The organism is Rhodococcus sp. SBT000017 (assembly GCF_003688915.1).
Classification (GTDB): Bacteria; Actinomycetota; Actinomycetes; order Mycobacteriales; family Mycobacteriaceae; genus Rhodococcoides.
In genome coordinates this window covers 66,387-81,500 of sequence record NZ_REFU01000001.1, presented here as the reverse complement: position 1 = coordinate 81,500, position 15,114 = coordinate 66,387, and the positions used below count along the sequence as shown (strand labels likewise).

Annotated in this window: 3 protein-coding genes; 2 read left to right on the top strand and 1 reads right to left on the bottom strand. The window is 60.1% G+C overall.

The features are described from left to right. The first annotated feature begins 17 nt into the window (after nt 1-17). Nucleotides 18-8,012 carry a type I polyketide synthase gene (locus AYK61_RS00265; protein WP_121869379.1) on the top strand — a complete coding sequence of 2,665 codons (7,995 nt, stop codon included), beginning with the start codon at nt 18-20 and terminating at the stop codon, nt 8,010-8,012. 61 nt (nt 8,013-8,073) lie between these two features. Beyond that, entirely contained in the window at nt 8,074-14,178 is a 6,105-nt protein-coding gene (locus AYK61_RS00260) for a type I polyketide synthase (RefSeq protein ID WP_121872292.1), read from the top strand. A gap of 177 nt (nt 14,179-14,355) precedes the next feature. Here the strand turns inward: AYK61_RS00260 and AYK61_RS28210 are convergent, their stop codons facing one another. Continuing rightward, nucleotides 14,356-15,072: a thioesterase II family protein gene (locus AYK61_RS28210; protein WP_397485382.1), complete on the bottom strand. Its 717-nt coding sequence runs from the start codon at nt 15,070-15,072 to the stop codon at nt 14,356-14,358. Between the last annotated feature and the right edge of the window lie 42 nt (nt 15,073-15,114).

The window sequence follows — 15,114 nt, the reverse complement described above, 5'->3', positions numbered from 1 at the left end:
AACCTCAGCGAGCAAAGATGGGAATCGAGCTCAGCAAGGCATTTCCTGCGTTTGCGATTGCGTTCGACGAGGTCTGCGCCGCGCTCGACTCGCACCTGGACCCTCCACTCCGCCAATTGATTTCCGACGGAGACCTCAACCTGACCCAACACGCCCAGCCCGCGCTATTTGCGTTCGAAGTTGCGCTGTTTCGCTTACTCAAGTCCTGGGGGATACATCCGGATGTACTCGTCGGTCACTCGGTCGGAGAGTTGGCCGCAGCTCATGTTGCCGGGGTGCTATCGCTGCACGATGCCGCAGCAGTAGTGGCTGTACGTGGCCGATTGATGGGCGGGCTTCCTGCAGGAGGGGCAATGCTTGCTGTCGAGGCCACCGAGGACGAGGTGGAACAGCTGCTGACCGCTGGTGTCGGAATCGCTGCGATAAACGGACCGAATTCGGTTGTTGTGTCTGGTATCGAGGCCGAGGTGTTGGCTATCGAGAAGGCGCTGGCGGGACGCCGAACCTCGAGACTGGCAGTCAGTCACGCGTTCCACTCACCGCTTATGGAACCGATCCTTACCCAATTCCGTACCGCACTGATCGATGTCGCGGTCAAGTCCCCGAACATTCCAATTGTCGCGACAGCCGAGATCGACGCAGAATGGGGAAGCCCGGAGTACTGGGTGAATCAGATCCGTGAACCGGTTCGGTTTCACGCCGCAATCAGCGCGCTGGGTTCGCATGGTGTGCGAACCGTACTGGAGCTGGGCCCAAGGCCTGCACTGTCCGGTCTGATCGACTCCGACACGATCGCCGCTATTCCGGTTTCACGAAACGGGCGGGGTGAGGTGGAGTCGATTGTGGAAGCACTGGGTCGTCTGCATGCCCAAGGCGGGACTGTCGACTGGACTGCATTGCTTGGCCAGGGCCCGGTCGTCGATCTACCTACTTACGCCTTTCAACGCACGAACTACTGGCTAGATCAGTCCCACCACAGATCCGATGAAAGTGCGACCGATCTGGGGAGCAACGAGCACCCGCTGGTCGGCGGATTGGTTCACTTGGCGGACGAGTCGGCGACCGTTTTCACGTCGCGAATTGGAGTTGACACCCACCCTTGGCTGGCCGATCACCGCATACAAGGCACCTTGCTGTTGCCTGCGACAGCTCTTTTGGAGATGACCGCACATGTGGGGTCGATTGCAGGCACGCCGTTCGTCGCAGATCTAACTTTGACGGCTCCAATTTCGCTGCCGGATCAGGGTGTCGTCGATCTCCAGTTCATCGTAGATCCACCAGCCGCTAGGGATACGCGCCAGCTCAGCGTTTATGTTCGGCATGATGACGAGGATGTCGATTGGAGTCCGTGTGCGTCCGGGCAGTTACACGCGGCCGCCCCTGACCCGTCGGTAGCAATCATCGACGTATGGCCACCGGACGGCTCAGTCGAAGTAGTGCTCGACAATCTCTATGACCACGTTACCGGCGACGGATACGACTACGGAACATCTTTCAGAGGGCTGGTTCGGGCTTGGACTCGGGGCGATGAGATCTTCGCCGAGATCGCTCTTCCGGAACAGTTGAAGGTCGACTCGTCCCGGTACGCGTTGCATCCTGCTCTGCTCGACTCGGCGCTTCACCTTCTGCTCCCTGGTGTCTTGGACGAACGCCCTGCGGTGCTCCCCTTCAGCTGGACCGGTGTCTCGATCACCGGACGCTTGGGCGCGGCGGGCAGGGTTCGATTGACCCGTACCGGACGCGATTCGGTTGCGATCCTCGTCGCGGACGAGGCCGGACTGCCCGTTGCAGAGATAGCGAAGCTCGCTTTACGCGAAGTAAGCGAAAAGGTCTCAGCATCAACGATCTTGACTCTGCGCTGGGATAAGTTGGACCGCCCGGACGCACCGCTCGATGGCTGGGCGGGGTTCGGAAACGTTGCTGGACTACCGAATTACTCGAGCTTCGAGTCACTGGCCGCAGCTGCTCCTCCTGTCGTTGTAATCCCGTTCCTGCCTGCGGGTGTGCACCCTGATGCCGTGCGGTCCGCAGTACTGGATGCGCTGACCTTGGTTCAAACATTCTTCGCCGAGCCCCGACTGCAAGATTCCAAGCTAGTTGCAATGACCAGCGGAGCCGACGGGCCTGACGCTCCAACAGATCTCGCGGGTGCCGCAGTACTGGGTCTGTTGCGCACAGCTGCCGCAGAGAACCCTGGTCGAGTAGTCATGGTGGATGGTTCAGAATCTGCGGGTGACATGGCGGCCGCTGTTGCTCTGGAAGCCGAACGAGTTGCTATCCGGAGCGGCGAGTTTCTGGTCCCTCGCTTGACGAAGGACTCCTCCCCGACCGAGCCGAAGAGGTGGGACCGGGGCACAGTTCTGGTCAGCGGTGCAGGGGGCACTCTGGGCGGATTGATCGTTCGGTGGCTCGTCGCGGAGCATGGGGTCAAACGTTTGCTTCTGGTTGGCCGATCCGGATTCATGCCGCCTGACCTGTTGGCTGATCTGAGAAACGTCGAAGTCGTTGTAGCAGCTTGTGATCTCGCCGACCGTGACTCGTTGGCCGGTCTCCTGGCCGAAATTCCTGACGGCTTCCCTCTGACCGCGGTGGTACACGCAGCGGGAATAGTCGACGACGGAGTTCTCACAAGCCTCACTGCTGACCATGTCACTGCCGTGCTCAGGCCGAAAGTCGACGCCGCGTGGAACCTCCACGAACTGACGAGCGAATTGAACCTTGACGAGTTCGTTCTTTACTCCTCGATCGCCGGAGTACTCGGAACAGCCGGCCAAGGCAATTACAGTGCTGCGAATGCATATTTGGACGCACTTGCCGGATACCGCCTAGCGAGTGGGTTGCCTGCGACCTCACTGGGATGGGGACTGTGGGCCACATCGAGCACGATGTCCGACGGGCTCGATGAAACCGATCTGCATCGTGTGAACAGCATGGGTCTACGGCCCCTGGAGCAGAACGCGGCACTGGCCGCCTTCGATAGGGCCGAGGGCGTTGTTTCGATAACCGAGCTGAATAGAACCGTTCTACGATCAGGCGGACCCCAGGTTCCAGAACTGCTGCGTCATATCGTCAAATCTCGCAAACACACCGATGCGGGCCCGAGAATCCTGGACGCCGCGGCCGTATTGCATCTCGTCCGTACTCACGCTGCCGAGGTGCTTGGCTACGCTGACCTGGCCGAGATCACATCGCACCAGGTTTTCTCCGAACTCGGATTCGATTCACTCACATCTGTCGAATTGCGTAACAGACTCAGCGCAGCAACAGGTCTGGCGTTGACAACCGGTTTGGTATTCGACTATCCAAGCCCTGTAGCGCTCGCAAACCATCTTTCGGACCGACTGGCCGAGAGTTCGGCGGTGCCAGAAACATCGGACTTCACGTCACATTCATCTACTGACGAAGACCCGATCGTCATAGTCGGCATGTCCTGCCGATTCCCCGGTGGCGTTAACACACCCGAGGAGCTGTGGAAGCTCGTCTCTGAGGGCAGAGATGCCATCACGGAGTTCCCGGTCAACCGCGGGTGGAACGCTGAGATCCTGTACGACGCAGATCCAGATCGCACAGGTAAGACCTACAGCACCAGAGGCGGGTTCCTACACGACGCTGACCAGTTCGATGCAGCGTTCTTCGGGTTGTCCCCACGCGAGGCACTTGCCACCGACCCACAGCAGAGACTGCTGCTCGAGACGGCTTGGGAGGCGATCGAAGGCGCAGGCATTGACCCAGAATCTCTGCGGGGTAGCCGGACTGGCGTCTTCGCAGGCGTCATGTATCACGACTACGGCCGCAACGCGCCGGCTGAAGTCGAGGGCCACCTTGCAGTCGGCACCCTCGGAAGTGTCGCCTCCGGACGCATTTCGTACACCTTGGGACTCGAAGGTCCGGCATTGACTGTCGATACTGCGTGCTCGTCGTCACTGGTAGCGCTACATCTTGCTGCGCAATCACTACGAAACGGCGAATGCGATATGGCCCTGGCAGGCGGTGTGACTGTTATGTCGAGCCCGACGGCATTTGTCGAGTTCTCCCGACAACGCGGCCTATCGGCCGACGGCCGGTGCAAGTCGTTCTCGGCTGACGCCGACGGAACAGGCTGGTCTGAAGGGGCGGGTCTGTTGGTGGTGGAGCGGCAGTCCCGCGCGAAAGCCCAGGGACACACAGTCTTAGCCGTCGTGCGCGGATCTGCGGTGAACCAAGACGGTGCTTCCAACGGACTGACGGCCCCGAACGGAGTATCGCAACAACGCGTTCTACGAGCGGCCCTCAACGACGCAAAGCTCCTTCCGTCAGAAGTAGATGTGGTCGAAGCACACGGCACTGGAACCAAACTCGGGGATCCGATAGAGGCGGAGGCGTTGATTTCCGTCTACGGCAACGATCGGGATGTCCCTTTGGCAATCGGATCACTGAAGTCCAACATCGGACACGCCCAAGCTGCAGCCGGAGTTGGTGGCGTGATCAAGATGATCATGGCGATGCAGCACGGCATCCTTCCACGTACCTTGCACGCTACAACTCCCTCTCAGCACGTTGATTGGTCGACAGGAGCAGTTGAGTTGTTGACCGTCGCCAAGGACTGGACGGTCGGCCGACGACGGCGGGCTGGGGTGTCATCCTTCGGCATCAGCGGTACGAACGCGCACATCATCCTCGAAGAACCAGACGACACACCCACACCTCAGATAGCGATACCGGCAGTGGTTCCCTTGATCGTGTCCGCTCGAACAGACACCGCGGTGCGAGATCAACTGGTACGACTGCGCGATCACCTGGTCAGCCAGAAGATCGACCTACGCTCTGCAGCAAGAGCGTTGACGGACCGGTCTCGATTCGACCATGCCGTCGTAGTGGCGGTGACGGAGAATACCGACGTCGTCTCAGCCCTAGAGGATTCGGTTCTTCTGCCACCGGGATCGGCGGGCAAGCTGGCATTTGCGTTTACGGGGCAAGGTAGCCAGCGGATCGGCATGGGGCATGGCCTCTATCTGACGTACCCCGCTTACGCTGCGGAGTTCGACGAAGTATGCGCCGCGTTCGACACCCATCTCGATAGACCGCTGTGTGATGTCGTTTTCGGAGGCGGGTCCGACCTCGATCGCACCGAGTACGCCCAGCCTGCTCTCTTTGCCGTGGAGGTCGCACTTGTTCGTCTCCTGGAGTCATGGGGAACCGTCCCCGATGTTCTCGTTGGGCATTCGATCGGCGAAATCGTCGCCGCACATGTAGCAGGCGTCTTGACGCGCACCGATGCGGCCACTTTGGTGGCCGCCCGAGGCCGCTTGATGCAAGCCCTTCCCGAAGGTGGTGTGATGATTGCTGTCGCCGCCGGTGAGGACGAAGTACTGCCACTGCTGGCCGAGCACCGCGAGGCTACGTCGATCGCCGCTGTCAACTCACGTCACTCGGTCGTGCTGTCAGGCAGTTCGGATGCGCTGAAGGGTGTCGCACACCAACTTTCAGTCCGCGGTAGACGCACTACTCCGCTTGTGACCAGCCATGCGTTTCATTCACCATTGATGGACCCGATGCTGACCGAGTTCAGGGAGATAGCACGGAATCTCACTTACTCCGAGCCGACGATCGAAGTCGTTTCTGCTCTGCAGGGTGGTTCTGCGCTCACTGACCCGGAACATTGGGTGGATCACGTCCGAGAGTGTGTTCGGTTTGCCGATGCTGCAACCAGTGTGGTGCAAATCGGTGCCACCACTATCTTGGAAATTGGCCCCTCCGCCGTGCTTACGGGGCTTCTTTCGGATCAGCTTCCAGCGGGGAGTATGGCCTTGCCTGCCTTGCGCAAAGACCAGGATGAAGCCCGCACTCTGGTGACGGCCATGGGCATCCTGCACTCCCGCGGCGTAACAGTGAATTGGGATGCACTGCTTGGTCCGAGACTGCGAACAGCCCTGCCACCGTACCCATTTCAACGGGATCGGTACTGGCTCGAGTATGCGTCCCCGGAGTCGATCCAACCCGCGGTCGTCGGACTTGTTGCCATTGACCATCCAGTCCTCGCTGCTGCGGTGCCATTGGCCGACACTGGAGAGATTTTGCTGTACGGCTCCATATCCGCTCAGTCCTTGCCTTGGCTGTCCGAACACATGGTGGCCGGCGCACCGGTAGCTCCCCCGGCGGTCTTGGTCGAGGTGGCGATGCGCGCGGGTGCGCAGGTCGGGGTCAACGTGTTGCACTCATTGACTATCGAATCCCCGGTAGTCGTCGACGGAGAGGTCCGTTTGCAGGTTCGTCTTGGAGCTCTGGACAGCGACGGAGGCCGGGAGGTCACGCTACATGGGTCGGTGGGCACCGATGAGACGATTTGGACCCGCCACGCGCATGGCCGCGCTGTTTCGAGAGACGACGCACCGCAGACGAAAAACATTCGGAGGCTGGGTCGTTCGGGAAGTGTGTTCGACCCACAGTTGCTCGACACCGAATTCCCTTCGGAGATCGGTGCCACCTACTGGCGAGGACCGGTCGAATGGCACGACGTGCAGGTACGAGACGGGCGCGCTCACGTCGGTGACGTTGTGTACTCGGAAGTCGGTCTAGGTGCATTCACCGTCGGACGATCTTCGTTTTCGAGCGTGGATTGGTTGCCCCTTCCGGCCGAGGTAGCAATGAGTGGTGCTCCGATTCCGTTTGCGGTCATAGGCGAGGCACCACACGGCGCAACTGCGGTTTTCCCAGATGTGCAGACTCTGGTCACCGCAAGAGCCGAGGGTGCCGCGTTCGCTGCAGTAGCGATCTTTTCGGATTCCAGTGCCTCTGCGGCTCAGGTCGTGGACGAGTGGCTCGCTGAGCCGAAGGTTGCCGATATCCCCCTCGTTCTGACCACTGTGGGCGGTGTGTCCATCAGTGACGGTGAGGTGGCCGATGCCGCACAGGCCTCTGTCTGGGGTCTGGCCGCCGCGGCGCACGCCGCAAATCCGAGTCGTGTGTTCGCTGTCGATATCGAACCCAATGGGGCACTCGTGATTCCGGAGGTCATTGTCACGTACGCCGAACCTCTGGCAGCCGTACGAAGGGGGACGGTGTTGGTGCCGCGTCGCGGTGCCATTGACCCTGCGGGCCCGGTGGTAGACCTCCCGGACGGGCCCCTGGCTCTGTCGCTCGATCTGAATCTGGCGTCCATTCTGACCGGACGTGAGGTTGTGGAGGTGGGTGAGCGCGCCGCGCTCACCGTTGTGAAGACCTGTGCAATCGACGAAATGCTGCGGACAGCCGAGAGTGTCCCCCTGGATGGGATGCTGGTCTTCCTCGTTCCGTTCGCCAGTCGAGAAGACCGCTCGGCTGCCGGCGCAGCGGGGTGTGCCGAAGCAATAGCAAGCACGAGGCGTGCACAGGGGTATGCGTCAGTCGCCGTGGCGCTGTTTCCTGGAGACGACCCCGCTGTCGTGGTGGCCGCTGCGCTCGGAAGTACTATTTCTGCTCTTGCCGAGTTGATTCCGGTGCAGGCAGAAAAGGCAGGCTCTCCATCAGGGCACGGCCGATTGGATCTCACCGATCTCACCGATCCTCAAGCACAGCGCGCTGTACTCGATCGCGTCCGTGGTGAAGTGGCCGCGGTTCTCGGCCATCGCAACCTCGGGGTAGTTACAGCCGATACAGCCTTCAACGACCTCGGATTCGACTCCATGATGGCGGTAGAGCTGCGAAACCGTCTGGCTTCGGCGAGTGGAATCGCACTACCCGCAACCCTCGTCTTCGACTATCCGACGCCCGCGTCTCTCGCGGAGGCGCTAGCCGATGAGATGACTCATAAGGCAGAGGAGCCAGACCTGGTACTTGCCGAACTCGACCGTTTGGAGAATGCGCTGGCGTCAGTAACCGACCCCATCGATCGGTCGGCGGTGACCGTTCGTCTCCGCGCTCTTCTGACGCAGTGGAACGAGGCATCCGACACCGAATCGGCGTCCAGTGCCGCAGAGCCCGACCCGCTCAGCGACGTGACTTCCGACGAGTTGTTCGCCTTGATCGACAAGCAACTCGGCCGCACCTCGGGATAGCCGAAGCGTTCGCGTTAGCCGACCGGAACGACTGAATCTTCAACGCACAAAGGTGGATCGAATGGCAGACGAGCAGAAGCTCATGGAATACCTGAAGCTGGTCACCGCTGACCTTCAAAAGGCAAACAAGCGTGTCACAGAGCTGGAATCTGCCGAACCGGAACCTGTTGCAATCGTCTCGATGGCGTGCCGCTACCCCGGTGGGATAATGAGTCCTGATGATCTTTGGAGAACAGTCAACGAGGGCGTCGACGGTACCGGACCGTGGCCGACAGATCGTGGTTGGGACGTCGAAGGGCTCTACGATCCCGAGCCCGGTGTTCCCGGCAAGTCCTACACCAACAGAGGTGGATTCATAAACCACGCGACAGAATTCGACGCTGGGTTCTTCGGCATCTCTCCTCGCGAGGCCGCAGCTATGGATCCCCAACAACGGGTACTGCTGGAGGTGTCCTGGGAAGTATTCGAACGCGCAGGGATCGATCCCAACGCATTACGAGGAAGTCGCACCGCCGTGTTTGCAGGAGTCGGCGAGCAGTCATACATCGGTCTCGCTGGCCCCCAGGAGCTAGAGGGCTTCCTCATGACCGGCAAGCTGTCGAGTGTTGCTTCTGGACGAATCGCGTACACCTTCGGATTCGAGGGCCCCGCAATCACAGTCGACACCGCGTGCTCGTCATCGCTTGTCGCCCTTCACCTTGCCATCCAGTCGCTGCGAAGTGGAGAGTCGTCACTGGCACTGGCGGGCGGGGCAACGGTGTACGGCTCACCCAGCGGATTCGTGGAATTTTCCCAGCAGCGCGGGTTGGCCTCGGATGGACGAGCGAAATCGTTCGCAGCATCCGCAGACGGGACCGCTTGGGCAGAAGGTGCCGGCCTATTGCTACTCGAACGACTTTCGGACGCCCGAAGAAACGGTCACCCGGTACTGGCAATACTTCGCGGGTCGGCCGTGAACTCCGATGGTGCATCCAACGGACTCACAGCACCGAGCGGTCGGGCGCAGGAGAAAGTCATCCGGGACGCCCTCGCGGACGCACGACTGAATTGGGTCGATGTCGATGCCGTCGAAGCACACGGCACCGGGACTCGACTCGGCGACCCGATCGAAGCGAATGCTCTCTTGTCCGTGTACGGGAAGGACCGTACCGAACCATTATGGCTGGGTTCGTTCAAGTCCAACATCGGACACAGTGTCGCTGCAGCAGGAGTTGGCGGCGTGATCAAGGTCGTGCAAGCGATTCGACACGGAGTGCTACCCAAAACACTCCATGTCGATGCTCCGAGCCCCGTAGTCGATTGGTCGTCAGGATCGGTCGAATTGTTGACCGAAGCCCGTTCCTGGCCCGACAACGGAAGACCCAGGCGCGCGGCCGTGTCAGCGTTCGGCGTCAGTGGCACCAATGCGCACCTCATTGTCGAGCAAGCCGATCTCGCACCTCTCACCGAGCCAGCCGAACATCACACCGATGGCATTCCACTACCAGTCATATTGTCAGGGAGAGGCACTCGTGGACTCAAAGCTCAGATCGATTCGCTCACAGCACATTTAGAAATGCACCCCGAACTATCCGTTCTCGACGTAGCAAATTCCCTCGCGACTGGACGCGTGGGGTTCGACAGACGTGGCACAGTCGTTGCAGCTGACCGCAGTCAGCTAGCTGCCGGCTTGCAAAAGATCGGTGACGGGACAGCCGCCTCAGGAGGACGTGTCGCATTCTTGTTCAGCGGACAAGGCGCGCAAAAGCTAGGTATGGGCCGCGAACTCTCCACGCGCTTCCCTGTGTTCGCGGAAGCCTACAGCGAGATCATTGCAGCTATCGACCCACACCTGAGTCGAGCACTCGATGACGTTCTCGACACCGACCAGGTGCACCACACCGAATTCACCCAGCCCGCACTGTTCGCGTTCGAAGTTGCCCTACACCGACTTCTGACGTCTTGGGGTGTTCAGCCCGAGATCGTCGCGGGCCATTCGTTGGGAGAGCTTACCGCTGCACATGTTGCTGGAGTGTTGTCTCTGCCGGATGCAGCGCGCTTGGTAGCAGCTCGCGGCCGTTTGCTGGGGGCGCTACCCACAGGCGGAGCGATGGTTGCAGTCGCGTGTGCGAGTTCCGCTCTCGATACCCTACCCCGCGGAATCGACATCGCTGCCATCAACAGTCCGACGTCAGTAGTGCTGTCCGGGCCAGAAGACTCCCTGCACTCCTTCGTTCAGACACTCAAGCGACTGGGTGTCCGAACAAAACCGCTGAACGTCAGCCACGCCTTTCATTCCTCGTTGGTCGAACCAATGCTCGACGACTTCCGGGCCATTGCCGAATCAGTTGTCTACCGTCAACCCACGATCCCGGTTGTCTCCAACGTAGACGGAAAGTTGTCCACATCGAATCGCTTCGATGCAGATCATTGGGTTCGACACGTACGCGCCGCTGTGCGATTCGCGGATTGCATCGATACTCTCGTGGCCGAAGGAATCGACACCTTCGTAGAAGTCGGACCTTCCTCTGTTCTCACTCCACTGGTTCTAGAGGGCGGAAATGAAGCAATCGGCCTCCAACAGGGGAATTCCGAAGTGGTCGAACTGCTGGAGGGCCTTGCAGCGACCTACCGACGGGGGGCGCATGTGTCTTGGAACGCCTTCTTCGCCACCCTCGGCGCTCAGCAGATCGAACTTCCGACTTACCCGTTCCAACGCGACCGGCATTGGGTCGTCGATAGCGCAGTCCGAAACGACCCGGCTGCCGATTCTCATCCTCTACTCGATACGACACTCGCTGTTGCGGGGCGCGACGATTTCGTCTTCACCGGCACCATTGCAGCTCACAGCCACCCCTGGGCAAAAAGAGACTCGGTTATGGCCACTGCCCTGGTTGAGATGGCGCTCGGCGCAGGAGACCGAGTAGGCACCCCGCGAATCGAACAGCTGACCGTGCGGACCCCCCTTGTTCTGCCACCCCGTGGTGCGCTGCACTTCCAGATTCTCATCGACGAGCCTTCTGATGGCGGACGAGCCGTCGCCATCTACTCGCGAGTCGAAAATCGAAACTCATGGACTCTGCATGCCGACGGAGTTCTGGGCCAGTCACGTCGCCCTGCGATCGACATCGGGCTGTGGCCTGACGTAGCCGTCGGGGCTGCAATTACCTCGGGCGCTGAGACCTGGGTTGATGTTGAGGTGGATGAGCCGACCGATGGGTTCGCCTTGCACCCAACGCTGCTCGCCGATGTACTCGGCTTGGCAAGACCAGGATCGTCACCTACTCATTGGCGCGGTGTCGAAGTAACGGCTTCCGGTGCCAGCCGGGTCCGCACGCGTGTCAGCGCGACAGGAGTCGACACAACAGCGCTCATCATCTCCGATTCTTCCGGCGGAACCGTCGCCGTTGCTGACGAAGTCCGCCTGACGACGTACACGGATGCAGCAATGTCGTCGGCTCTTCTGCGGCCATCGGACACACTCCTTCGTCCGAGCTGGATCTCGTTGGTGAGACTTGACGACAGCTCCAGTCACCACGGCGAGGTGGTATCCCACGCGCCCGAACTGGATTTGCACAAACGCACGCAAGCAACGCTCGAGTCGCTCCAGCGCTGGATTGAATTGAACAGTGGCACAAAGCTGGTCATCGTCACGCGAGGTGCATTCTCAGTATCGGGAGAGCCGATCACCGACCTCGCAGGCGCGAGTGTGTGGGGTCTGGTTCGATCGGCTCAGTCCGAGCACCCAGGAAAATTTGTGCTGATCGACGCTGATGAGTCGCCGACGGACGAGCTGATCGCTCGAGCGGTTTCGTCCGGTGAGTCGCAGGTTGCAATCCGAGGCGAACAGCTCCTGGCACCCAGGCTCCGGCGGGGACCGTCTGACATTGCACGTCCTTCAGGGCATTGGCACGGCACAGTGTTGATCACGGGCGGAACAGGTGCGCTCGGCAGGATCCTTGCACGCCACTTGGTCATCAATCATGAAGTTCGCAGCCTTGTACTGACCAGCCGTTCAGGCATAGCGGCGTTCGGTGCCCGCGCCCTTGTCGATGAGCTGACAGGCCTCGGGGCGAAAGTCGAGGTCGTGGCCTGTGACATCTCGGACAGGAATGCCGTCGGACGATTGGTGGCTGAACACCCGCTCAACGGCGTCATCCATGCAGCGGGAGTCACCGACGATGGACTTATCGATAAGCTCACCCCCACTGACCTTTTCGCGGTACTCGCTGCCAAGGCCGACGGCGCTCGTCATCTGCACGAACTAGCAGGAGACGTGAGTGCATTCGTCCTGTTCTCGTCCCTTGCGGCCACCATCGGCGGTGCAGGACAATCCAACTACGCTGCAGCCAACGCTTACCTCGACGGGATAGCAACGATGCGGGCAGTCGAGGGAAAGCCAGCCACCTCTATCGCGTGGGGCCTATGGAACCTTGACAGCGGAGTAACCAGCCACCTCGGAGCTGCTGATCGTCGCCGGATAGAACGTGCCGGTTACCTGTCGATCGACCCTGTACTCGGCGTGGCAGCTCTGGATGCTGCTGTGGGCGACGGGGCACCTGTACTGGTCTCTGTCCCACTGGACGAAACCGCTATGCGTACGCGCCCAGATCAATTGCCCGCCGTTTTTCGGGAGATCATTCGAGTACCCCTTCGGCGCAGTGCGACTGGGCCGGAGAACTCGGGGTCGTGGGCCGACCGTATTGGCACACTCACCCCTGACGAGCGCTCCGCGGCAGTCCTGGCCGAGGTCCTGGATACAGTTCGTGGCGTCCTAGGGCACGCAGACAGCGAGTCGATTCACTCCACGTCGGCGTTCTCAGACCTTGGATTCGACTCGCTTCTGTCGGTTGAGCTCCGCAACCGTCTTGCGATGTCATCCGGGCTTACGTTGCCACTGACGGCACTTTTCGACCATCCCACGCCGACCGCTCTGGCCGACCATCTCGATGGGCAACTCACACCCGACGGAAATTCCGATGCAAGTGGGGTTGATTGGGACGCCGAGATAGCGCTTCCCGACGACATCGAACCCTCCAGCGTAAGAATATCTGCAACCGACGACCCCGAATGTGTGTTACTCACCGGGGCCACCGGCTTTCTCGGCGCGTTCGTGCTGCGGGAACTACTGCAGCTCAAACGCGCCCGTGTCCTCTGCCTCATACGTGCGGAGGACACGGCCGATGCTTGGCGAAAGCTGCGCGAGAATCTGACGTGGTACCGGATACAAGGAGATATGACACGAGTCGAGATCGTCGTGGGCGACCTAGGCGCGGCGTCACTAGGCCTGCCGGCCGAAGAGTTCGATCGACTTGCGACGACGGTCGATGCGATCTACCACGCCGGAGCTCAGGTCAATTGGCTGCAGCCTTACCAGGCGCTCAAGGCTGTCAACGTCGAAGGAACCATAGAGCTGCTTCGCCTTGCGGCCATGCACCGCACCGTTCCGTTGCACCACGTATCGACAACCGGCGTATATGCGGGCCCCGCAACTCCGGGCGTCGCATTGCGGGTCGGTGACCCAGCAGGGCCTGGAGACGAGCTACCGAGTGGCTATACCCAGAGTAAATGGGTGGCTGAGGAAATCATCGGTCTCGCCCGTGAACGCGGCTTGCCGGTTTCGGTGTACCGGGTAGACCTGATCTCCGGTGATCGTGTGACCGGAGCCTGCCAAAAGCGGGACTACGTCTGGCTGGCTCTCAAGGGGCTGATTCAAGCCGGCTGTTACCCCCAGAACCTGAGCGCTCCTCTACACATGGTGCCGGTGGACTTTGCAGCCAACGCGATTCTGCGCCTGTCGGGAATGCCCTCTACCGCAGGGCGAGTGTTCCATATCGACTCACCGAGCTCAGTCGATTTCGCCGAGATGATCGACAGCCTTTCCGCATTCGGTTACGCCTTGCAGGAGCTACCATACGACCTGTGGCGGGCAGCAGTAACAGGGCAACGCAACAACGCGATTCTTCCACTTCTGGACGCATTCGACATGATGCTGGCCGATAGCGGGACATTCTATCCCGCCATCGACACCTCCGATACTGACGACGCACTTGGCGGGCATTGCCCTCCAGTTACAGAAGATTTGGTGAACACTTACGTCCGATTTTTCATCGAATCACAATGGCTGCCCGAACCCTCAACGACCTCGAACAGCGTACGGCATACCTCATCAGCCCCTTTGAGCTGACCAGACCAGACCCGTAATTTCCTTCTAGCTCCGTGAAATCAAAGGGGTCCTCCCTCGACGCCGAGGGAGGCGCGTCCAATCATCCGGACTCAGGGTTCGAGATACTACGAAGAATACATGACTCAAAACCCAAACGTCAGCGGATGGTGACTAAAGTACCAAGGAAATAGTCCGCCTTCACTTCGGGATACCCCGAGGGAATAGGCGGCCGATAACCATTTCCGCGACTTCGCGATGGTGGGAGTCCAAAAAAAAGTGTCCGCCAGGGAAAGCTCGCGCCTCGAAACTTTCCGAGGTGTGTTCGCTCCAAGCTTCGATCTCATCGCGAGAGGCTCTCGGATCCCGGTCACCAAAGAGCGCAAAAATAGGGCAGCTGACATCCAAACCCGGTTGGTACCGATAGAATTCGGACGCACGATAGTCGTTCCGTATTACGGGAAGCAACATTCTTCGAGTATCCGCGTCTTCAAATATATGCAGGTCGGTTCCGCCGAGTTTATGCAACTCTCGCATGATATCCACGTCGCTATCCAGTGGCACCTTCTTTGGTGGGAGCACCGAGGGGGCGCGTCTGGCCGACACGAACAACGCGCTCGCAGGCGCTCTACGTCGCTCCCACCGTCGTGCTACCTCGAACGCCAGAGTGGCACCCATACTGTGCCCGAAAAAAGCTGTCGGCATTGTCTTCGAGGAATCAACCACATCGGCAACACAATCGGCCAACTCCGATATGGAATCGATCAGGGGCTCACGGTGGCGATCCTGCCGACCTGGATACTGAATCGACACTAGCTGCACTGGACTTGACGCCATCGACTCCGAAAGACCGCGATAGTAGGTCGCAGATCCTCCCGCATGCGGGAAACAAATCAATTGCGCCTTCGCGTCTGGCACTGCATGAAAGCTTCTTATCCACAATGAAGTGTCAGCAGGTTT

Coding starts and splice junctions, on each gene's coding strand:
- AYK61_RS00265 (WP_121869379.1), top strand. CDS start 18: ATGGGAATCGAGCTCAGCAAGGCATTTCCTGCGTTTGCGATTGCGTTC.
- AYK61_RS00260 (WP_121872292.1), top strand. CDS start 8,074: ATGGCAGACGAGCAGAAGCTCATGGAATACCTGAAGCTGGTCACCGCT.